This window comes from Streptomyces sp. NPDC046939 (genome assembly GCF_040644575.1).
GTDB lineage: Bacteria > Actinomycetota > Actinomycetes > Streptomycetales > Streptomycetaceae > Streptomyces.
On the sequence record NZ_JBEYWV010000025.1, the window covers coordinates 117,700 to 139,503 of the forward strand.

18 protein-coding genes, 2 tRNA genes and 1 pseudogene are annotated in these 21,804 nt (G+C 72.1%); 18 read left to right on the plus strand and 3 right to left on the minus strand.

All coding sequences use genetic code 11. From position 1 onward, the window contains the following. The first annotated feature begins 139 nt into the window (after positions 1 to 139). The 10 genes and pseudogenes from ABZ877_RS26130 (at position 140) to ABZ877_RS26175 (ending at position 5,454) form a co-directional block, all read left to right on the plus strand. Positions 140 to 301, plus strand: coding sequence for a hypothetical protein (locus tag ABZ877_RS26130; protein ID WP_361075284.1), 162 nt, complete (start codon positions 140 to 142; stop codon positions 299 to 301). A 135-nt stretch (positions 302 to 436) separates the two neighbouring features. After that, positions 437 to 601 carry a hypothetical protein gene (locus ABZ877_RS26135; protein WP_361075286.1) on the plus strand — a complete coding sequence of 55 codons (165 nt, stop codon included), beginning with the start codon at positions 437 to 439 and terminating at the stop codon, positions 599 to 601. Between the two features lie 58 nt (positions 602 to 659). After that, the gene (gene nadD / locus ABZ877_RS26140; protein ID WP_361075288.1) at positions 660 to 1,322 is read left to right on the plus strand and encodes a nicotinate-nucleotide adenylyltransferase; all 663 of its coding nucleotides are present in this window, start codon (positions 660 to 662) and stop codon (positions 1,320 to 1,322) included. Positions 1,323 to 1,347: 25 nt separating this feature from the next. Then, a complete protein-coding gene (locus ABZ877_RS26145) occupies positions 1,348 to 3,069 on the plus strand; it encodes an LCP family protein (protein ID WP_361075290.1) in 1,722 nt (573 codons plus the stop codon). Positions 3,070 to 3,235: 166 nt separating this feature from the next. Then, positions 3,236 to 3,694: a ribosome silencing factor gene (rsfS, locus tag ABZ877_RS26150; protein ID WP_361075292.1), complete on the plus strand. Its 459-nt coding sequence runs from the start codon at positions 3,236 to 3,238 to the stop codon at positions 3,692 to 3,694. Further along, positions 3,691 to 4,341: a histidine phosphatase family protein gene (locus tag ABZ877_RS26155; RefSeq protein WP_361075294.1), complete on the plus strand. Its 651-nt coding sequence runs from the start codon at positions 3,691 to 3,693 to the stop codon at positions 4,339 to 4,341. Before rsfS ends, ABZ877_RS26155 begins: the two co-directional genes overlap by 4 nt. A gap of 111 nt (positions 4,342 to 4,452) precedes the next feature. Next, positions 4,453 to 4,525 (plus strand) — tRNA-Ala (locus ABZ877_RS26160). A 51-nt stretch (positions 4,526 to 4,576) separates the two neighbouring features. Further along, positions 4,577 to 4,789, plus strand: a pseudogene (locus ABZ877_RS26165) (MFS transporter); the annotation flags it as partial. Between the two features lie 212 nt (positions 4,790 to 5,001). Continuing rightward, a complete protein-coding gene (locus tag ABZ877_RS26170; RefSeq protein WP_361075296.1) occupies positions 5,002 to 5,235 on the plus strand; it encodes a hypothetical protein in 234 nt (77 codons plus the stop codon). A gap of 146 nt (positions 5,236 to 5,381) precedes the next feature. Then, positions 5,382 to 5,454: transfer RNA gene (locus ABZ877_RS26175), tRNA-Ala, on the plus strand. 92 nt (positions 5,455 to 5,546) lie between these two features. Here the strand turns inward: ABZ877_RS26175 and ABZ877_RS26180 are convergent. Then, positions 5,547 to 7,118: an NADH-ubiquinone oxidoreductase-F iron-sulfur binding region domain-containing protein gene (locus tag ABZ877_RS26180; protein ID WP_361075298.1), complete on the minus strand. Its 1,572-nt coding sequence runs from the start codon at positions 7,116 to 7,118 to the stop codon at positions 5,547 to 5,549. After that, a complete protein-coding gene (locus tag ABZ877_RS26185) occupies positions 7,115 to 8,377 on the minus strand; it encodes a ferric reductase-like transmembrane domain-containing protein (protein ID WP_361075300.1) in 1,263 nt (420 codons plus the stop codon). The genes ABZ877_RS26180 and ABZ877_RS26185 overlap by 4 nt, the downstream gene beginning before the upstream one ends. Before the next feature lie 476 nt (positions 8,378 to 8,853). On the opposite strand from ABZ877_RS26185, the gene leuS reads away from it, so the two are divergent. The 7 genes from leuS (at position 8,854) to holA (ending at position 18,643) form a co-directional block, all read left to right on the plus strand. Continuing rightward, the gene (gene leuS / locus ABZ877_RS26190) at positions 8,854 to 11,766 is read left to right on the plus strand and encodes a leucine--tRNA ligase (protein ID WP_361075302.1); all 2,913 of its coding nucleotides are present in this window, start codon (positions 8,854 to 8,856) and stop codon (positions 11,764 to 11,766) included. Between the two features lie 109 nt (positions 11,767 to 11,875). Then, positions 11,876 to 12,559, plus strand: a complete 684-nt coding sequence (locus ABZ877_RS26195) for a hypothetical protein (protein ID WP_361075304.1) — start codon at positions 11,876 to 11,878, stop codon at positions 12,557 to 12,559. A gap of 71 nt (positions 12,560 to 12,630) precedes the next feature. Further along, positions 12,631 to 13,479 carry a DegV family protein gene (locus tag ABZ877_RS26200; protein WP_361075306.1) on the plus strand — a complete coding sequence of 283 codons (849 nt, stop codon included), beginning with the start codon at positions 12,631 to 12,633 and terminating at the stop codon, positions 13,477 to 13,479. 121 nt (positions 13,480 to 13,600) lie between these two features. Further along, positions 13,601 to 14,617 carry a ComEA family DNA-binding protein gene (locus tag ABZ877_RS26205; protein WP_361075308.1) on the plus strand — a complete coding sequence of 339 codons (1,017 nt, stop codon included), beginning with the start codon at positions 13,601 to 13,603 and terminating at the stop codon, positions 14,615 to 14,617. After that, a complete protein-coding gene (locus ABZ877_RS26210; protein ID WP_361075310.1) occupies positions 14,614 to 17,229 on the plus strand; it encodes a ComEC/Rec2 family competence protein in 2,616 nt (871 codons plus the stop codon). The genes ABZ877_RS26205 and ABZ877_RS26210 overlap by 4 nt, the downstream gene beginning before the upstream one ends. Positions 17,230 to 17,360: 131 nt before the next feature. Further along, on the plus strand, positions 17,361 to 17,606 hold the full coding sequence (locus ABZ877_RS26215) for a hypothetical protein (protein ID WP_361075311.1): 246 nt from the start codon (positions 17,361 to 17,363) through the stop codon (positions 17,604 to 17,606). 47 nt (positions 17,607 to 17,653) lie between these two features. Beyond that, positions 17,654 to 18,643 carry a DNA polymerase III subunit delta gene (gene holA, locus ABZ877_RS26220; protein ID WP_361075313.1) on the plus strand — a complete coding sequence of 330 codons (990 nt, stop codon included), beginning with the start codon at positions 17,654 to 17,656 and terminating at the stop codon, positions 18,641 to 18,643. A gap of 181 nt (positions 18,644 to 18,824) precedes the next feature. Here holA and rpsT read toward each other — a convergent pair whose 3' ends face one another. Continuing rightward, positions 18,825 to 19,091 carry a 30S ribosomal protein S20 gene (gene rpsT / locus ABZ877_RS26225; protein ID WP_009188551.1) on the minus strand — a complete coding sequence of 89 codons (267 nt, stop codon included), beginning with the start codon at positions 19,089 to 19,091 and terminating at the stop codon, positions 18,825 to 18,827. A 731-nt stretch (positions 19,092 to 19,822) separates the two neighbouring features. Between rpsT and lepA the strand changes: the two genes are divergently transcribed. Next, positions 19,823 to 21,691, plus strand: coding sequence for a translation elongation factor 4 (gene lepA, locus ABZ877_RS26230; protein WP_361075315.1), 1,869 nt, complete (start codon positions 19,823 to 19,825; stop codon positions 21,689 to 21,691). Positions 21,692 to 21,804 lie beyond the last annotated feature (113 nt).

The window sequence follows — 21,804 nt, forward strand, 5'->3', positions numbered from 1 at the left end:
GGCATGTCGATGCGCGTGTCGGTATGGCTCTGCACCTATGTGGACGCGCGTGTCGCTGTGTTCGGTTGTGCCCCCGAGGCGGGATCCACATTAGGCGGAGTTACCGTGGCGGGGCAGCACACAGAAGGAGCGAACCGTGATGGATCACCACTCAGTCGGCGCCGGCCTCGGCCACGCCGTCACCGCAGCCGCCTCCGACCAGGGGCCCGGCAACCTGCTGCGCATCGTGCTGCTCGTCGCCATACTCGGCGCCGTCTTCATGGCCTGGTTCCTGCTGCGCGGCTACAAGCGCGACGACTGAGCCGGGGCGCCGTCCACGGCATTCGGCCCCGTACGGCAGAGTCGGCGTGAGCGGCGGCGAGGCCCCCGCTTACGATGGGCGGGAAGTCTTTATCCCGATCACACCCGATCCCACACCGGATAGGTCCTGCTGACGATGAGCCTCCACAGCACCGCTGCCCAACTGGCCACTCTCGCCGCCGAGGGCGGCGAGCACGGCGGCAACCACGAGAGCATCAGCCCCCTCATGACGGGCGGCGCCGCCTTCGTCATCCTGCTCCTCCTGCTGTGGATCACCACCCGCTTCAACCGCGACCGCTGAGCGGACCGCCCGGCCCACGGCGCGAACCACCCGGACCGGGCCAGTAGGCTCTGCACGCATGGGAGCGCAGGACATGCCTACCGGCCCGGCCGACAGCCCGGCCGGCGGCCCGGACCACGAGCGGGGGACGCCCGCCAAGCGACGCCTCGGCGTCATGGGCGGAACGTTCGACCCGATCCACCACGGACACCTGGTGGCGGCCAGTGAGGTCGCCGCGCAGTTCCACCTCGACGAGGTGGTCTTCGTACCGACCGGGCAGCCGTGGCAGAAGAGCGACAAGAACGTGTCCCCGCCCGAGGACCGCTATCTGATGACGGTCATCGCGACCGCCGAGAACCCGCAGTTCTCCGTGAGCCGCATCGACATCGACCGCGGCGGTCCGACGTACACCACGGACACCCTGCGCGACCTGAGCGCGCTCAACCCGGACACGGACCTCTTCTTCATCACGGGCGCCGACGCCCTGGGCCAGATCCTCACCTGGCGTTACACCGAAGAGCTGTTCTCCCTGGCACACTTCATCGGCGTCACCCGGCCCGGCCACCCGCTCACCGACCCGGGGCTCCCCGAGGGCGGTGTCTCGCTCGTCGAGGTGCCCGCGCTCGCGATCTCGTCCACGGACTGCCGGGACAGGGTCGCCAAGGGAGACCCCATCTGGTACATGGTGCCGGACGGTGTGGTGCGCTACATCGACAAACGCCGGCTGTACCGAGGCGAATGACCCTGCACCGCCGAGAGGGGCATCGGTGAACGACCGCTACGACGGTTACGACCAGCGCGACGAGAGGTACGAGCTGGTCGGCTACGACGAGTTCGGCCGGCCGGTGTACCGGCAGGCCCAGCAGGCGCCGTCGTACGAGCAGAACGCGCAGGGCACGCAGCACGCCCAGCACGCCCAGAACGCGGACTACGGGTACGGGTACGGATACGGGAACGATCCGTACGCCACGGGGCAGCAGCAGCCGGGCCAGTCTTACGACCCGTACGCGACCGGGGACCCGTACGCCGCCCAGGGGCAGTACGCCACCGGCGCCTACGATCCGTACGGGCAGCAGCCGCAGCAGGGGCACCAGCAGACCCAGCAGGCTCACCAGGCGCCGCCGCACCAGACCGAGCAGGCGACCGCCTACATCCCGCAGCAGGCGGCCGCGCCGCAGGAGCAGCAGGTCCAGCGGGACGAGCGGGACCAGCAGGGCGAACCGGACCGGGAGTACCGCACCGAGCAGTTCTCCTTCGTCGAGGAGCCGGACGAGAACTCCGAAGACGTCATCGACTGGCTGAAGTTCACCGAGTCGCGCAGCGAGCGGCGCGAGGAGGCACGGCGCCGCGCCCGGGGCCGAGTCATCGCACTCATCGTCGTCCTTGCGCTGTGCCTGGTCGGCGGCGTCGGCTACCTCGCCCTCGCGGGCAAGCTGCCCTTCCTCGGCAAGGACGACAAGAAGGCGGGCGCCGCCACCGCGGCCGGCCCGCAGAACCGTGACGTCATCATCGTCCACCTGCACAACACCAAGGGCGGCGGCACGTCCTCGGCGCTGCTCGTGAACAACACCACGACGAAGCAGGGCAGCACCGTCCTGCTCCCCAACTCCCTCGCCCTCAGCGGCGACGACGGCACCGCCACCACCCTCGGCAAGTCCGTCGACGAGGACGGCTCCTCCGGCACCAGCGGCGCCGTGGACACCCTGCTCGGCACGGACATCGAGGGCACCTGGCGGCTCGACACGCCGTACCTCAACAACCTCGTCGAACTCGTCGGCAACATCGAGGTCGACACGGATACGGACGTGCCCGACCCCGCCAAGAAGGGCACGACCCTCGTCCACAAGGGCGAGGGCCAGACCCTCACCGGCCCGATGGCCGTCGCGTACGCCACCTACCAGGGCAAGGGCGAGGCCGAGACGGCCCAGCTCACGCGGTTCGGGCAGGTCATGCAGGCCGTGCTGCGCAAGCTGTCGTCCGACCCGCAGGCAGCGACGATCACCGTGCAGACCCTCGCCCAGATCCTCGACCCGTCGCTGACCGAGAAGGACCTCGGCGCCTTCCTCGCCAAGCTCGCCGACCACGCCAAGGAGGGCGACTACAAGACCGCCCTGCTGCCGGTCCAGAAGGACGGCACCCTCTCCGAGGAGACCGCGGACTCCGTCGTCAAGGACGTCCTCGGCGGCACCGTGAAGGCGCCGGCCGCCGGTGACTCGCTGCGCGTCGCCGTCAAGAACGCGACCGGCACCGCCTCCCGCACCGAGAAGGCCCGCGTCACCCTGGTCAACGGCGGCTACACCTTCGTCGCGGGCGGCACCGGCAGCTCGGTCGCCACCTCGCAGGTGACCTACGGCGACGACGCCCGCAAGCAGGACGCCGTCGAGGTCGCCAAGACGCTCGGCCTGCCGACATCGGCGGTGAAGAAGGCCAAGGCGGCGTCCAACGCGGACGTGACGGTCGTCCTGGGCCAGGACTACAGCGCCTCATGACGCCCGGTCCATGACGCCGGGCCCATGACGCCCCCGGCGGCCCCGGAACCCGTACGGGCCGGGGCCGCCGGGAAAGCCGTAAGTCCATTCGGCGGTCCGTGAGACCCTTGTGGTACCCCCGGCGGCGCCATCCCGGGGACTCTGACCGCCGACCGAAAGCCTTGTAGTGACCGCCACCGACCGTTCCATCGAGCTCATCAACGTCGCCGCGCAGGCGGCCGCCGACAAGCTCGCGCACGACATCATCGCCTACGACGTCAGCGACGTGCTGTCCATCACGGACGCCTTCCTGCTGGCCTCCGCGCCCAACGACCGCCAGGTCAAGTCGATCGTCGACGAGATCGAGGAGCAGCTCAACAAGCAGCTCGGCACCAAGCCCGTCCGCCGCGAGGGCGACCGCGACGCCCGCTGGATCCTGCTCGACTACGTCGACATCGTCGTCCACGTCCAGCACAGCGAGGAGCGCGTCTTCTACGCCCTGGAGCGGCTGTGGAAGGACTGCCCCGAGCTGGAGCTGCCCGCCGACGCCAAGGCCACCCGCGGCAAGGCCGCCGAGCACTCCCAGCGCGAGCAGGCCGCGGCGGAAGCGGAGGAGATCCGCGACCTCGGCGGTGAGGTGCTTTGACCAGCGGCTCCGTCCGGGGCCGCCGCGTCATCCTGTGGCGGCACGGTCAGACGTCCTGGAACCTGGAGCGCCGCTTCCAGGGCAGTACGGACATCGAGCTGACCGGGACCGGTGTCGCCCAGGCCCGCCGCGCGGCCCGGCTGCTCGCCTCGCTGAAGCCGGACGCCATCGTCGCCTCCGACCTGAAGCGGGCCGCGGCCACCGCCGCCGAGCTGGCCGCCCTGACCGGCCTCGACGTCGCGTACGACGAGAACCTGCGCGAGACGTACGCCGGCGAGTGGCAGGGCCTCACGCACGAGGAGATCATCGCCCGGTACGGGGAGCAGTACGCCGCGTGGAAGCGCGGTGAGCCCGTGCGCCGCGGCGGCGGCGAACTGGAGACCGAGGTCGCCGACCGGGCCGCGCCGGTCGTGCTGCGGCACGCGGACAAGCTGCCCGAGGGCGGCCTGCTCGTCGTGGTCAGCCACGGTGGCACCATCCGCACCACCATCGGCCGCCTCCTGGGCCTGGAGTCCCACCACTGGGAGGGGCTCGGCGGTCTGTCGAACTGCTGCTGGTCCGTCCTCGGCGAGGGCGCGCGCGGCTGGCGGCTGCTCGAACACAACGCGGGCACGCTGCCCGAGCCGGTCCTCGGCGACGACGACTGAGCCGGTCCCCGCGGGGAGCGGGGGCCGGATTTCACTTTCCGGCAGGTCGCAGGCTAAAGTTCTTCTTGTTCGGGCCGCCGGGGAAACAACCCGGAGGAAAGAACACGGCAAGGGGCTATAGCTCAGTTGGTAGAGCGCCTGCATGGCATGCAGGAGGTCAGGAGTTCAATTCTCCTTAGCTCCACACTCGGAAAGATCCCGTCCCCTCAGGGGCGGGATCTTTCGTCGTCCGCGCGCAGCTTCGACGAGCGGACTGCTCGCCACAGTGACACAACTCGGCCAACTTCTCGGTGTGGCCGCTTTTGGCGCACTTTTCCTCTCTCGCGTTGAAACGACGGGCGCCTCCGGGGCGTACACCTCTGTGGACGCGCTCCTGATGTGCACCTATGCGCTGGCGGCCGCGGCCGCCCTGGGCGCCGTATCCGGACTGGTACGCAGGCGTCGCTGACCGTATTGCTCCGGCCGTGGCAGAATCGGACGGCCGGAAGGGGGCTGAGTCCGACCGGTGAGAACGGCCCGAGGGAAGGAACCGCACGATGCCCTTGAGCATCATCGAGGAGACCCACCGTTTCCTCGGCGTCCTCGTGTCACCCGCGCCCTCCTCCCCGGCCCACCTCGACTGTCCGTCCTGCGGCCACGGCTGGAGCTGAGCGGATCCACATGGGTGCACACAGGCGGAAGTGCGATTGGTGCGGCAGCGGCACGCCCATCGTGCGCGACATGGAACCGGCGAACCCGAACTACCAGTACTGGTGCGAGGAGTGCGCGCGGGCGCTGATCATAAAAGGCGACCCGATCGAGACGTACCGGGAGCTGGAGGGCGAGCCGATCTACGGGCGCCTCCTGGACGAGCACTGCACCCTCAAGCGGTTCTACTCGTTCGCCAGGACCTGACCCGGCGGTCCCGTGAGACCCGGCGGCTCGCAAAGCCGCCCAAATCGGGCCGGATCGGAAACGATTTGGTGATGCACCTGGGTGACCGTGTAATGTTGGCGTCGCCGCCGGGGAAACCGACAGGGGAACCGGGCGGAACACCGCAAGGGGCTATAGCTCAGTTGGTAGAGCGCCTGCATGGCATGCAGGAGGTCAGGAGTTCAATTCTCCTTAGCTCCACAAGAGTTCGAAGCAGTGGGAAAGCGGGCCATCCGAATCGGATGGCCCGCTTTCTTGTGTGCGTGCGTGTGCGTGTCGTGGTGCGTGTCATGTCACCTGCGGGCGCGGCTGCGGCCCGGCGGCAGCGCGGGCGGGAGCACGGGCCGGGGTGGCGCCGACGTGTCCTCCTCCAGGCGCAGGGCGAGCGCGGGGCAGCGGCGCACGGCCCGGACCGCGTTCGCCTCCGAGTAGCGCGGCACCGCCACCTCCGCGACCGCCGGGAAACCGTCGGGGCCGAGCGGGATCAGCTCCGGCACGATGTCCGCGCACAACCCGTGCCCCTTGCACAGCGTCCAGTCGACGGCGAGCCGCCTGCCGCTGGGCGCCGCCGCGGCCGGGGCCTCCGTGTGCAGCGGCAGCACCCCGCGCACCGGACGGCCGCACCCGGTGCCGAGCACGTGCGCCGCGAGGTCGTCCGTGAACGCGGCGATCGTCGACTCGATGAACGCCGCCGAACCGTCGGGGTGCTTGCAGGCGCCGCGCCGCTTCACCGCGCGCGTGACCTCGCGCAGCGCCTCCAGGGCGGTGGGGCCGCCGCCGTTCAGGACGTCCTCCAGGCCGCGCGCCGCCGCGGGCAGCCCCAGGTAGCAGGGGCCGCACTGGCCCGCGCTCTCCGAGGCCAGCCACTGCGCCACCTTGAGGGCCTCGCCGAGCGGGCAGGTGTCCGGGCCGATCGGCAGGATCGCGCCCGCGCCCAGGGCGCCGCCGCTCGCCTCCAGGGAGGCGCGGGAGACGATGGCGTCCTGCGCGCCCACCCCGTCCAGCCACTTGCCGTGGTAGCCGCCCGTGAGGACGCCCTGGGGAAGCGGGGGAGCGCCGGCGAGCTGGAGGACGTAGCGCAGCGGGACACCGGAGGGCACCTCCAGGACCATCGGGCGGGTGACGGCGCCGGAGAGCGTCAGCAGGACCGTGCCGGGCTCGTCGTGCAGGCCGGTGCGGCAGTAGCGCTCCGGGCCCGTCCGCGCGGCGACGGCGAGCTGGGCGAACGTCTCCGCGTTCGACAGCAGCGTCGGGGCACCGCCCACCCCGGCGTCGGAGGCACGCACCTTGCGGCCCGGCGGCATCGGCGGCCCGCCGTCCGCGGAGCGGATCAGCGCGGAGGACTCGCCGGTGACCATGCGGACCGGATTGCGCTGCACGCGCGCGCGTAGCGGCGCGTTGCGCCGGTTCGTCAGACCGCGCTCGGCGAGGGCCGCCCGCATCGACGCCTCCGTCGAGTCCCGGGTCACGCCGACGACGAGAGTGCGGGCGCCGAGCGCCTCGGCGACCAGGAGGGCGCCGTCCAGGATCAGGTGCGGGGCCCGGTTGAGCAGCACCGTGTCCTTGCGGCAGGCCGGCTCGTCCTCGCTGCCGTTGACGACGACCACGGGGCGTATGCCGCGCCGTATCGCGGACTCGGCGACCGCGCGCAGCTTCTTGGCGAACGGGAAGCCCGCGCCGCCCCGGCCCCGCAGCGACACCGCCTGCGCCAGTCGCGCGAGCGCCTCGCCCCCCATGGGTTTCAGCGGGCCGTGGACCTTGAGGTGCATGTCGAGGTCGAGCCGGTCCACGAGGTCGAACCCGGATGTGAGCTGGGGGAGGCCGACGACGCGGACCTCCGGGACATCCGGCAGTGCGGTGTTCACTGCGTGCCTCCGTAGGGCGTGCTCCAGGGCTCACCCGACGCGGGGGCCTGAAAGGGGCCGGGGAGCGGTTCGGTGGGTGGTTCATGGGGTGGGTACGTCTCGTAGGGTCCGTTGGTCTCATGCGGCTCGCCGGTTCCGTTGTGCGTCGCGTCGCCCTCGTAGGTGGGGAAGCCCTCGTACGGCGTCTCGTACAGGGGGTCGTACGAGGACTGCGGGGCCTGCGCCGGCGGCGGCGGTGAGGGGGTGGGCCAGCGCTGCGGAGGCGGTGGCGGCGGTGTCGTCTCGACGCGGGGGCTCGCGGAGACGGCGCGGTAGGCGGCCGAGAAACCGATGCCGGTGGGTGTCGCGGGGGCGGGGGCCGACGGCGGGTTCGGTGCGGGTGCCGAGGGCGGTATGGGTGGCGGTGCCGGGCGGGCCGGGGGGTCGAGAGGCGTTGTACGTATGACCTCGTCGGGCGTGCGGGGGTCCAGCGGAGTGTTACGTAACACCCCGTCGGGTGTGTGTGGGGCCGGTGAGGTGTTACGTAGCACCCCGTCGGGTGTGCGTGGGTGCGGTGGGGTGTTACGTAGCACCCCGTCGGGTGTGCGTGGGGCCGGTGGGGTGTTGCGTAGCACCTTGCCGGGTGCCCGTGGGCCCGGGTCCAGGAAGGCCAGGACGCGGGTGGCGACCTTGCGCTTCGCCGTGCGCGGCGCGGCTCGCAGGGCCACCGCCCCGGCGACCCCGAGCAGGCAGAGCCCGTACAGGACCACGACGTACGTCTTGGGTGGCCGCCCCGCGTACAGGCCGTGCAGCAGGGCGAGGCACCATGCCGGGTAGGCGAGCATGTGGGTCGCGCGCCAGCGGGCGGCGAGGGCGGCGGGGGACGCCATGGAGCTGCGCAGGGCGCCGGTGATGCCGGTGGTCACCATGAGGAGACCGGCGAGCACGCCGAGGCCGATGAGCCCGCTGCTGCCGGTGACGCCCGACCCGAAGGGGATCAGCGCCTCGACGAGCGTGACGTGGGCCAGCGCCAGCTTCACGCTGACGTGCAGCAGCAGGAAGCCGAGCGAGGCGACCGCGGTGGCCCGGTGGACGCCCTGGGAGAGCAGCCGCTGCCGGGACGTCAGGAACAGGCGGTCGGAGGCGACCAGGCCCCAGACGACGGACGCCGTGAGGGAGACCAGGGAGAGCACACCGGTGGTGAAGTCGAGCGCCGCGCGGAAGGCGTCGCTCCCCGTGATCACGACCACGGGTATGAGCAGGAGGACCGCCGCGCTCACCACCCCCGTTCTCGCGCGGCGGCTGTGACCGGAGGGGCGTGAACTCCTAAGTGAGCGGGAGGAGTTCGATTTGTGGAGGGTTCGAGGGGGCATGGGGGCGACTCCGAAAGGTTCGGCACAGTGGACCCACAGCCCGCACTCTAGGTCGGCGCATACCGGTCAGTACGAGGTTTGAGTTATCCCGCCGTTATGTTGAGGCGGCCCGGTACGGGTGTTGCCCCGATAGCGGCCGGTACGCGGAGTAACCATTGGCCATGGCTGGGGCGCGGGGAAGCCCGTCGCGGCTCGCGCGGGGCCTGCGGTACCCTGACGCCATGCGTGCCGTATGCCTTCTGCTTAGTGAGCCGCGCTGATCAGTCCCGACCCGCCCCCGGGCGTGAGGTCGGAATCGGCGCGGCGTCCCCTCCTGTGCGAGGGGCTTTTTCATTTTCGAGCACGGGCCGCCGGCAGAGACGATCGATGGAGCTTTGAGGATCATGAGCGAGACGAACACCGCCGCCGCTTCCGAGGCGGCGGTCGCGCCGCACCGCTACACGGCGGCCATGGCTGCCGACATCGAGGCACGCTGGCAGGACTTCTGGGACGCGCACGGCACCTACGAGGCGCCGAACCCCACCGGTGACCTGGCCGACGGCTCCGAGCTGGCCACTCGCCCCAAGAAGTACATCATGGACATGTTCCCGTACCCCTCGGGCGCGGGCCTGCACGTCGGACACCCGCTGGGCTACATCGCCACGGACGTCTACGCCCGCTTCCAGCGCATGACCGGGCACAACGTGCTGCACACCCTGGGCTTCGACGCGTTCGGCCTGCCCGCCGAGCAGTACGCCGTGCAGACGGGCACCCACCCGCGCACGTCGACCGAGGCCAACATGGAGAACATGAAGGCGCAGCTGCGCCGCCTGGGCCTCGGCCACGACAAGCGCCGGTCGTTCGCCACGATCGACCCGAAGTACTACAAGTGGACGCAGTGGATCTTCCTGCAGATCTTCAACTCCTGGTACGACGACGAGCTGAAGAAGGCCCGGCCCATCGCCGAGCTGGTCGAGCAGTTCGCGTCCGGTGAGCGCGCCGTCGAGGGCGGCCGCTCCTGGGCCGAGCTGAGCGAGGCCGAGCGCGCCGACGTCCTGAGCGGCTACCGCCTGGCCTACGCCTCCGACGCGCCCGTCAACTGGGCGCCCGGCCTGGGCACCGTCCTGGCCAACGAGGAGGTCACCGCCGACGGCCGCTCCGAGCGCGGCAACTTCCCCGTCTTCAAGGCCAAGCTGCGCCAGTGGAACATGCGCATCACCGCCTACGCCGACCGCCTCCTGGACGACCTGGACGGTCTGGACTGGCCCGAGGCGATCAAGCTGCAGCAGCGCAACTGGATCGGCCGCTCGGAGGGCGCCCGCATCGACTTCGCGGTCCCGACGGGCTCCGGCGACGCCACCGAGGCCATCACCGTCTTCTCGACCCGCCAGGACACCCTGTTCGGCGCCACCTACATGGTGCTCGCGCCCGAGCACGACCTGGTCGAGCGGATCGTCCCGGCCGCCTGGCCCGAGGGCACCCACGAGGTGTGGACCGGTGGGCACGCGAGCCCGGCCGAGGCCGTCGCCGCCTACCGTAAGCAGGCCGCCTCCAAGTCGGACGTCGAGCGCCAGGCCGAGGCCAAGGACAAGACCGGCGTCTTCACCGGCGCGTACGCGATCAACCCGGTCAGCGGCGAGCAGGTCCCGGTCTTCATCGCCGACTACGTCCTGATGGGCTACGGCACCGGCGCGATCATGGCCGTACCGGCGCATGACACGCGCGACTTCGCGTTCGCACGCGCCTTCGAGCTGCCTATGCGCTGTGTCGTCGAGCCCTCGGACGACCGCGGCACCGACCCGTCGACGTGGGACGACGCGTTCGTCTCTTCCGAGGCGAAGATCGTCAACTCGGCGAACGACGAGGTCAGCCTGGACGGCCTGGGCGTCGCCGACGCCAAGGCGCGCATGACCGCGTGGCTGGAGAGCAAGGGCATCGGCCACGGCACCGTCAACTTTCGGCTGCGCGACTGGCTGTTCAGCCGCCAGCGCTACTGGGGCGAGCCCTTCCCGATCGTCTACGACGAGGACGGCGTCGCGCACGCGCTGCCCGAGTCGATGCTGCCCCTGGAGCTGCCCGAGGTCGAGGACTACAGCCCTCGTACGTTCGACCCCGACGACGCCGACACGCAGCCCGAGACGCCGCTGTCGCGCAACGAGGAGTGGGTCAACGTCACCCTGGACCTGGGCGACGGCAAGGGCCCGCGGAAGTTCCGCCGCGAGACCAACACCATGCCCAACTGGGCCGGCTCCTGCTGGTACGAGCTGCGCTACCTGGACCCGCACAACAGCGAGAAGCTGGTCGACCCCGAGGTCGAGCGGTACTGGATGGGCCCGCGCGAGGGGATGCCCACCGGCGGCGTCGACCTGTACGTCGGCGGCGCCGAGCACGCCGTGCTGCACCTGCTGTACGCGCGCTTCTGGTCCAAGGTGCTGTTCGACCTGGGCCACATCTCGTCGGCCGAGCCGTTCCACAAGCTGTACAACCAGGGCATGATCCAGGCCTACGTCTACCGGGACGCGCGCGGGATCGCCGTACCGGCCGCCGAGGTGGAGGAGCGCGACGGCGCCTACTACTACGAGGGCCAGAAGGTCACCCGCCTGCTGGGCAAGATGGGCAAGTCCCTGAAGAACGCCGTCACGCCCGACGAGATCGCCGCCGAGTACGGCGCGGACACCCTGCGCCTGTACGAGATGGCGATGGGCCCCCTGGACGTGTCGCGGCCGTGGGACACGCGCGCGGTGGTCGGCCAGTTCCGCCTGCTGCAGCGGCTGTGGCGCAACATCGTCGACGAGGCGACCGGCGAGGTCACCGTCGTGGACGTCGCCGAGGCCGACATCGACGTGGCCACCCTGCGCGCCCTGCACAAGGCGATCGACGGCGTTCGTGGCGACCTGGAGGGCATGCGCTTCAACACCGCCATCGCCAAGGTCACCGAGCTGAACAACCACCTGGTCAAGGCCTACGCGGGCGCCCCGCTGCCGCGCTCGGTCGCCGAGCGCCTGGTGCTGCTCGTCTCGCCGCTGGCCCCGCACGTCGCCGAGGAGCTGTGGCGCAAGCTGGGCCACACCGACTCCGTCGTCCACCAGGACTTCCCGGTCGCCGACCCCGCGTACGTCGTCGACGAGTCCGTGACCTGCGTCGTGCAGATCAAGGGCAAGGTCAAGGCGCGCCTGGAGGTCTCCCCGACGATCTCCGACGAGGAGCTGGAGAAGGTCGCCCTGGCCGACGAGCGGGTCGTCGCGGCGCTCGACGGCGCCGGGATCCGCAAGGTCATCGTGCGGGCGCCGAAGCTGGTGAACATCGTGCCCGCGTAAGCGCTCAGGGTTGTTCCCTACGGGCAGGTTGGGGGTTCCGATGGAACCCCCGGCCTGCCCGCTCCGTTTACGGTGGAGAGAAGTCGGCCGGACGATGCGGAGGAGCGCCATGGAAGTCGTGTTGGTGATCGTGGCGCTGATCTTCATCGCCTGCCTGGTCCTCGGCGCCTACGCCACCGTGAAGGCGGTCGGCGCCGCCAAGCGCGGCGTGGACCGCAAGGTCGACCAGGCCCGGCGGGCGGTGGAGGACACCACCCTGCGCGCCCGGACGTTCGCCCAGCCCGGCGCGGCGGCGGACCTCGCCCAGTTGCGGCTGAAGCTGCGCACCTCCATGCGCGCCACCCAGGACTCGCTCCACGCGCGCGTACGGGAGGACTCCTCGCTCAAGGAGTCCCTCGGCCTCTTCGAGCGCCTGAGCGTGCACGGGCACGAGCTGGACGACGAGCTCAAGCGCCTTGAGCGGGAACCCGACAAGGCGCACGTACGGCGCCTGCTGCCCGAACTCAAGGCGCGCACGGAGCAGATCACGGCGTCCGCCGACGCCCTGCGCCACGCGGCGCGGGAGCGGGCAGGGCGCTTCGCCGACGACGACCTGTACGTCCTGCGCGCGCAGATCGACGTGGAGGCGGGGGCCCTGCGGCACTGGACGACGGCGGAGGACGAGCGGTCCGCCGGGCCCGGGCCCGCCACCGCCCCACCCGCCCAGGAGCCCGCGCGGCCCGAGATCACGCCGCCAGGTGTGCGCCCCACCTATCCGTGGCAGAAGAATCCCCGCCCCGAGAGCACGACTTGACCTCGCCGGCCTGACGGGGGCGGCGGGGGCCGGACTGCCGCGGGACGGCCCCGGCGGGTAACCTCCGGTGCATGTCCCGCCATGTCACGATCGTCACCGATTCAACGGCCTACCTGCCGCAGCGGACGATGGAGGACCACAGCATCACCGCGGTCCCGCTGACCGTGGTCCTGGGTGACCGGGCGCTGGAGGAGGGCACGGAGATCTCCGCCCGCTCGGTCGCGGAGGCGCTGCGCAAGCGCCGCTCGGTGACGACGTCGCGGCCGAGCCCCGAACAGTTCGCCGAGACCTACCGCAAGGTCGCCGAGTCCGGCGCGACCGGCATCGTCTCGCTGCACCTGTCCGCCGAGTTCTCCGGGACGTACGACGCGGCGGTCCTGGCCGCGAAGGAGGCGCCCGTCCCCGTACGCGTCGTGGACACCGGGATGGTGGCCATGGCCCTCGGCTTCTGCGCGCTGGCGGCGGCGGAGGCGGCCGCCGCGGGCGGCACCGTCGACGACGCGGTGACCGCGGCGGAGAAGCGGGCCGCCGACACCTCCGCGTACTTCTACGTCGACACGCTGGACTATCTGCGCCGCGGCGGGCGGATCGGGGCGGCGCAGGCGCTGCTCGGCTCCGCGTTCGCCGTCAAGCCGCTGCTCCAGCTGGACGGCGGGCGCATCGAACTCATGGAGAAGGTCCGCACCGCGTCGAAGGCGATCGCGCGGCTGCGGGAGGTCGTCGCCGAGCGGGCGGGCAGCGGGCAGGTCGACATCGCCGTGCATCACCTCGCGGCGCCCGAGCGGGCGGAGGCGCTGTCGGGCTGGCTGCGCGAGCATGTGCCGGGGCTCGGGGAGCTGCACGTCAGCGAGGTGGGGGCGGTGATCGGGGCGCACACCGGACCCGGCCTCGTGGGGGCCGTGGTGTCGCCCCGGTCGTAGGCGGACCGCGTCAGCGGCGTGCGGCGCGCGGGAGTGACGGAGCTTTCCACAATCGCGGAGTTGTCCCCGGAAAACGACCAAGATCCACTGATGTGGCGCGGGATGCCTACCGTCTCGTGGCATGGCACTTCGATCACTGTCACGGACAGCACACGTATCCAGCGGGCCGGGCCGGGGCCCCGCCTCCGACGGCCGGACCCGGCACCGGCACACCGTCCGGCGGCGCGCCCGTCGCAGGCAGCTCGCGGGGGAGCTGACGCGGGTACGGGCGGAGGCGTTGTTCGCGCCGCCCCCGTCGTACGCGGCGCGGCCCGCGCCCGAGCAGGAGCCCGAACCTCCACCCCCGCCCGCGCCCGATCACGAGCCGACGCACACCTGGCGACAGCAGGCGGTGCTCGCCGTGCGCGACCGGTTGCCGCTGTGGGCGCAGAGGCGGATCGGGATCGAGCGCCGGGGCGCGCTGGCCCTGGTCGTCGTCCTCGGCGTGGTGGCGCTCTTCGCGGTGCAGCACTTCTGGGCGGGGCGTACGCAGTCGGTGCGGGCGCCGGAGACGGTCCGCGCGGCGGTGCCGTCCCCGGTGGAGGAACGGTCGGGAGCCGCTGACGCCCCTGCCGGACCGGGCCCGGCGATGTCGAGCGGGGCCGCCATGGTCGTCGTGGACGTCGGCGGCAAGGTGCGCAGGCCCGGGGTGCGACGGTTGCCGGCTGGGGCCCGGGTGGCGGACGCCCTGCGGGCGGCGGGCGGGGTCCGCCCGGGTGCGGACACCTCGGGGCTGAACAGGGCCCGGCTCCTCACGGACGGGGAGCAGGTGCTGGTGGGCGCGCCTGCGGCACCGGTCGCGGGAGCGCCGGGAGCGCCGGGCGGGCCGAGCGGGTTGAGCGGGTCGGGCGGGTCGAGCGGGCCGGGCAGTGCAGGCGCCGGGGAAGCGGCGGGGTCGGCCCCCGCCGGGCCGATCGGGTTGAATACGGCCACGCTGGAGCAGCTCGACACGCTGCCGGGCGTTGGCCCCGTCCTGGCCCAGCACATCCTCGACTACCGCACGGAGCACGGAGGTTTCCGCTCCGTCGACGAACTACGCGAGGTGAACGGGATCGGTGACCGCCGCTTCGAGGACCTGCACGACCTGGTGCGACCGTGAACCCGGCACAGCACCCGGACCCGACGCGACCCCGGGCGCCCCGGGACCCCCTGGACCTGCGGTTGGTGCCACCCGCGCTGGCGGTGTGGCTGACGGCGGCGGTGACGCTGACCCTGCCGGGCGACTGGGTGGCGGCCCTCGCGGTGGCGTGCGGAGGCGCCGGGGTGACGCTGCTGGCGCTGTGCCGGAGGCCGGGCGCGGGGCGGCGCTCCTGGCGGGGCCCGACCGGCGCGGTGCTGCTGCTCTGTGTCGCGGCGGCCTCGGTCTCCGGCGGGCTGCACGGGGCCGAGCTGCGACGGGGGCCTGTGCCCGAGCTGGCCGACCGTTACGCGCGGGTCGGCGCGGAGTTGGAGGTGACCGCCGACCCTCGGCTCAGTCGGCCCCGGGTCACCGGGGACCACAGGGCGCCGACCGTCGTGCTGGTCGAGGCGGATCTCGTACGGGTGACAGAGGCGGACGGGACGGTACGGCGGACCCGGGCACCGGTCCTGGCCGTCGTCGAGGGGCGGAGCAGCGCGTGGCTGTCCCTGCTGCCCAGTACACGGATCCAGGTCGAGGGCGGACTCGCCCCGGCGCTCAGGGACGGTGACCGGGTCGCGGCGGTGCTACGTGTCCGGCAGCGAGAGGGATCGACAGGGCGAGAGGGATCGACAGGGCGGGAGGGATCGACGGCGCGGGTGGAACCGGCGAGGTGGGCCGGGCCGGGAGCACGGTCGGAGGCGCCGGGGTCGGTCGGGCAGGCGGGGCCGCGGATCGTGGCGCGGGCAAGTGGTCCGCAGCGATTGGCCGCGACCTTGCGCTCCGGGTTGCGCGAGGCGACGGACGGGCTGCCGGAGGACGCGCGGGCGCTGCTGCCCGGCCTCGTGATCGGCGACACGGCCCGTGTCACACCCGAGCTGCACGCGGCGTTCGAGGCGACGGACATGCTGCACCTCCTGGCGGTCAGCGGAGCCAACTTCACGATCCTGCTCGCGCTGCTGATCGGGCCGCCCGGCACCGCGCACCTCGTGGAGCGGCGCGGCCTCGCGCCCCGCGTCGGTCTGTCGCTCAGGACGACGGCCCTGCTGGGCGGAGCCCTCACGCTCGGCTTCGTGGTGGTGTGCCGGCCGGAGCCGAGCGTGCTGCGGGCGGCGGCGTGCGGGGCGATCGCGTTGCTCGCCATCGCGACGGGGCGCCGCAGATCGCTGATCCCGGCGCTGGCCACGGCGGTGCTGCTGCTCGTCCTCTACGACCCGTGGCTGGCACGGAGTTACGGCTTCCTGCTGTCGGTGCTCGCCACCGGGGCGCTGCTGACGCTCGCCCCGAGGTGGAGCGAGGCGCTGCGGCGGCGCGGGGTCCCGGCGCGGCTCGCCGAGGCGCTGGGCGCTGCCGTGGCGGCGCAGGCGGTGTGCGCGCCGGTCGTCGCGGTCCTGGCGGCGCGGATGAGCCTGGTGGCCGTGCCGTGCAACTTGCTCGCGGAGTTCGCGGTGGCCCCGGCGACGGTGCTCGGCTTCGCCGCCCTCGCGACGGCGCCGGTGGCGATGCCCGTCGCGCGCCTCCTGGCCACGTGCGCTGGTTGGCCCGCGGGGTGGATCGCGGGCATCGCGCGGACGGGGGCCGCGTTGCCGGGCAACGGGGTGGACTGGCCGGACGGCTGGCGCGGCGGGGCGTTGCTCGCGGTCGGCACGGTCGTGGCCGTTCTCGTGGGGCGCAGGGTGGTGCAGTCGCCCTGGACGGTGGCGGCCTGCGCGGTGCTGCTGCTCCTGGCCGTGGTGCGGCCGCCCCCGCTCACCCGGGTCATCACGGGGTGGCCGCCGCCGGGCTGGCGCATGGTCATGTGCGATGTGGGGCAGGGCGACGCGCTGGTGCTCGCGGCGGGGGCCGGGACGGGCGTCGTGGTGGACGCAGGGCCCGATCCGGTGCCGGTGGACCGGTGTCTGCGCTCGCTCGGCGTTACGAAGGTGCCGTTGCTGCTGTTCACGCACTTTCACGCGGACCATGTGGCGGGGCTGGCCGGGGTGTTGCGGGGGCGGTCGGTCGGGGTGATCGAGACGACGGGGTTCGAGGAGCCGAGGGACCAGGTGGCGTTCGTCCGGCGCCTCGCCGCGCGGCACGGGGTCCCGGTGGTCCGGGCGGCGGCCGGCGAGCGGCGCAGGAGCGGGCCGCTCGACTGGGAGGTGCTGTGGCCTCCGGCGGCACCGTTCCCCGCGCCGGACGGGCCGAACGACGCGAGCGTCACGCTGCTCGTGCGCACCGCGGGGCTGACCCTGTTGCTGCTCGGCGACCTGGAACCGCCCGCGCAGCGCGCCCTGCTGAGAACCGCCGCCGGGGGCGGCCTGCCACCCGTCGATGTTGTGAAGGTGGCTCATCACGGCTCGGCGTTCCAGGACCCGGAGCTGTTGCGCAAGGTCGCTCCCCGGCTCGCGCTCATCTCGGTGGGCGCCGACAACCCGTACGGCCATCCGGCACGGCGCACGGTGGAGACGTTGCGGCAAGGGGGCGCGACGGTGCTGCGCACGGACCGGGACGGGGCGGTGGCGGTGGTGGGGAAGGCGCGGGGCGGGACGGGCGGCCCCGGCGAATCCGGTCGGCTCCCTGGGCGCGCACTGGAGGTGGTGCACATGAAGGGCTGAGCCGGTGCGGAACGGTGAAGCGGCCCACGGCGGATGACACCCGCGCCCCCATCCTGCCCTTCCCTGCCCTGCACGAAAGTCAGGCGGGCGGGCGGGTACGGAGTGGTCGCCGGGTGGCGGAAAATAGGGACGTGAGCGATGTGAGACACGTACTGGTGCTGCCCGACCGCGACGCGGCGGAGGAGGTCGCCGAGGCGCTGGGGGAGCGCTTCGGCGTGACCGAGGAGCCCCAGCTCGTACGGGACGCCCTGGCCGGTGAGGACGACGCGGAGGACGCGCAGTGGCTGGTGGTCGTCGAGGACCCGCGCGGACGGCTCGACGCGGGGGAGCTGGACGAGTTCGCGGCGGGCTGGGACGGCTGGCGCGAGGAGCCCTAGGCGCCGCCAGGTCCTGATGTCAGTGGCCCGTGGGATGCTTGTCCGCGATGGCCAGGAAGACTGCAAACGACGATCCCCTCGCCCCCGTCACCGTCGCGGTGGGCCAGGAGGATCTCCTGCTCGATCGCGCGGTGCGGGAGGTCGTGGTGGCGGCGCGGGCCGCTGACGCGGACACCGATGTGCGGGACCTCAGTTCGGACCAGTTGCAGCCCGGCACGCTGGCCGAGCTGACGAGCCCGTCGCTGTTCGCCGAGCGCAAGGTCGTCGTCGTGCGCAACGCGCAGGATCTGTCGGCGGACACCGTCAAGGACGTGAAGGCGTATCTCGGCTCGCCCGTCGAGGAGATCACCCTGGTGCTGCTGCACGCCGGGGGCGCCAAGGGCAAGGGGCTGCTCGACGCCGCGCGCAAGGCCGGGGCCCGCGAGGTGGCGTGCCCGAAGATGACGAAACCGGCGGACCGGCTGGCGTTCGTGCGCGGGGAGTTCCGTCAGCTCGGGCGGTCCGCGACGCCCGAGGCGTGCCAGGCGCTCGTCGACGCCATCGGCAGTGATCTGCGCGAGCTGGCGTCGGCCGTGACGCAGCTCGCCGCCGACATCGAGGGGACGATCGACGAGGCCGTCGTCGGGCGGTACTACACGGGGCGGGCCGAGGCGTCGAGCTTCACCGTCGCCGACCGGGCCGTGGAGGGGCGGGCGGCGGAGGCGCTGGAGGCGCTGCGGTGGTCGTTGTCGACGGGGGTCGCGCCCGTGCTGATCACCAGCGCGCTCGCGCAGGGCGTGCGGGCCATCGGCAAGCTGTCCTCCGCGCGCGGGGGCCGTCCGGCGGACCTGGCCCGGGAGCTGGGGATGCCGCCGTGGAAGATCGACCGGGTGCGGCAGCAGATGCGGGGCTGGACGCCGGACGGGGTCTCCGTGGCCCTGCGCGCCGTGGCCGAGGCGGACGCCGGGGTCAAGGGCGGCGGGGACGACCCGGAGTACGCGCTGGAGAAGGCGGTCGTCACGATCGCCCGAGCCGCCCGCTCCCACGGCCGAGGCTGACCGCACACACGAGACCCCGCCCTCGGCGGCGGCAGCCGCGTGCGGACGGGGTCTCGGGTCGAGCAAAGGTGAACCCACACCCGCGTGGCGAACGCAGTCGCGTGTGGGTTCGGGTTGCCGGTCGGGGGCGGATGAGAGAGGGCCCGCCCGGGTCCTTCCGGCGTCAGGTCAAGACAGAGGTTCAGCCCTTGAGCGCGGCGACCTTCGAAGCAAGCGCCGACTTCTTGTTGGCGGCCTGGTTCTTGTGGATGACGCCCTTCGAGACGGCCTTGTCGAGCTGGCGCGCGGCAGCGCGCTGGTACTCGGTGGCCTTCTCGACGTCACCCGCGGCAGCGGCCTCGCGGGCCTTGCGGATCGCGGTCTTCAGGGAGGACTTGACGGCCTTGTTGCGCAGCCGCGCCTTCTCGTTGGTCTTGATCCGCTTGATCTGGGACTTGATGTTCGCCACGAAATGAGCCTTTGCAGGTTCTGGTACGGGTCCTGTGACGGCCCCGTACCGGTGATTTTCACTGAGTGCGTGCCTCGGGCTTAGAGGGCATGAGACACAGCCGCCCACGATATCAGCCGCGATCCCACCGGCCCAAACCGGTCCCGGTCCGCACCGTTCTCCGGCCCGGGCCCGGCCCCGCCGCACACGTGACCGACCCGGCCCGGCGCCGCCGCACACGTGACCGGCCCGACCCGATCCCGGTAGCCGCCCCGCTGGGCGCCCCACCGGCCCAATCCGCCCCCGACGGCCGTCCCGGTAGCGGCAGCAGTGGGCGCCCCACCGGCCCGAACCACCCGCGATGCCCGTCCCGGAAGCCACCCCACCGGGCACCCCGACCGGCCCAATCCGCCCCCGACGGCCGTCCCGGTAGCCGCCCCACTGGGCACCCCCACCGGCCCGATCCGCCCCCGACGGCCGTCCCGGTAGCGGCCGCAGTGGGCGCCCCACCGGCCCGAACCACCCCCGATGGCTGTCCCGGTGGGCGCCCCCACCAGCCCAGTCCGCCCCCGGTGGCCGTCCCGGTAGCCGCCCCGGTGGCCACCCCCCACCGGCCCAAACCGGCACCGGTACCCGCCCAGACCGCCACCGGTACCGGCCCAGACCGGTACCGGTACCCCGTCCGTGGGACCATGGAAGCTACGTATCGATCCGACCCGAGGCATAAGGCGCCTCAAGAGACAGGACCCTGCGTGCCCGCGATCCCTAACCATGTGCCCGAGCCGAGCCGTACCGACCCGGCGCTGCTCCGCAACTTCTGCATCATCGCGCACATCGACCACGGCAAGTCCACGCTCGCCGACCGGATGCTCCAGCTGACCGGAGTGGTCGAACAGCGGCAGATGCGTGCTCAGTACCTCGACCGGATGGACATCGAGCGCGAGCGCGGCATCACGATCAAGTCCCAGGCGGTGCGGCTGCCCTGGGCCCCCACCGAGGGCCCGGACCAGGGCAACACCCACATCCTCAACATGATCGACACCCCGGGGCACGTGGACTTCACGTACGAGGTCTCGCGCTCGCTCGCCGCGTGCGAGGGCACGATCCTGCTCGTCGACGCCGCCCAGGGCATCGAGGCCCAGACCCTCGCCAACCTGTATCTGGCGATGGAGAACGACCTCAAGATCATCCCGGTGCTCAACAAGATCGACCTGCCGGCCGCGCAGCCCGAGAAGTTCTCCGAGGAGCTGGCGAACCTCATCGGCTGCGACCCGGAGGACGTGCTGAAGGTCTCCGCGAAGACCGGCATGGGCGTCGAGGCGCTGCTCGACAAGGTCGTCGCCGAGATCCCCGCGCCGGTCGGCGTCGCCGACGCCCCGGCCCGCGCGATGATCTTCGACTCGGTCTACGACTCGTACCGCGGTGTCGTGACGTACGTCCGTGTCGTCGACGGCCAGCTCAACAAGCGTGAGCGGATCCGGATGATGTCGACCGGCGCCACCCACGAGCTCCTGGAGATCGGCACCAACTCGCCGGAGATGCTGCCGGCCGACGGCCTCGGCGTCGGCGAGGTGGGCTATCTGATCACCGGCGTGAAGGACGTCCGCCAGTCCAAGGTCGGTGACACGATCACCAGCCTGAACAAGGGCGCGACCGAGGCCCTCGGCGGGTACAAGGACCCGAAGCCGATGGTCTTCTCCGGTCTGTATCCGCTGGACGGCTCCGACTACCCCGAGCTGCGCGACGCCCTCGACAAGCTCCAGCTCAACGACGCCGCCCTGGTCTACGAGCCGGAGACGTCGGCCGCGCTCGGCTTCGGCTTCCGCGTCGGCTTCCTCGGTCTGCTGCACCTGGACGTGATCCGCGAGCGCCTGGAGCGCGAGTTCGGGCTCGACCTGATCGCGACCGCGCCGAACGTGGTCTACCGGGTCGTGATGGAGGACGGCAGCGAGCACACCGTCACCAACCCGAGCGAGTTCCCCGAGGGCAAGATCGGCGAGGTGTACGAGCCGGTCGTGCGGGCCACGATCCTCGCGCCGTCCGAGTTCATCGGCTCGATCATGGAGCTGTGCCAGACCCGGCGCGGTGTGCTGCTCGGCATGGACTACCTCTCCGAGGACCGCGTCGAGATCCGCTACACGCTGCCGCTCGCCGAGATCGTCTTCGACTTCTTCGACCAGTTGAAGTCCAAGACGCGCGGCTACGCCTCGCTCGACTACGAGCCCACGGGCGAGCAGACCTCCAGCCTGGTCAAGGTGGACATCCTGCTCCACGGCGACAAGGTGGACGCCTTCTCGGCGATCACGCACAAGGACGCGGCGTACGCGTACGGTGTGCGGCTCGTCGCCAAGCTGCGCGAGCTCATCCCGCGCCAGGCGTTCGAGGTGCCCATCCAGGCCGCGATCGGCTCCCGGGTCATCGCCCGCGAGACGATCCGCGCCATCCGCAAGGACGTCCTCGCCAAGTGCTACGGCGGTGACATCTCCCGTAAGCGGAAGCTGCTCGAGAAGCAGAAGGAGGGCAAGAAGCGGATGAAGATGGTCGGCTCCGTCGAGGTGCCGCAGGAGGCCTTCATCGCGGTCCTGTCCAGCGACGACAGCGGCGGCAAGAGCAAGAAGTAGCCCCGAGCGACGGACAAGCGGTGGGGGCGGGGCGCGGGCAGCGCCCGGGGGCCCCCCGGGTGATCCGAGGTGCACACCGCAGAACTACCTGCCCCCAAAACAGAAAAATGGTT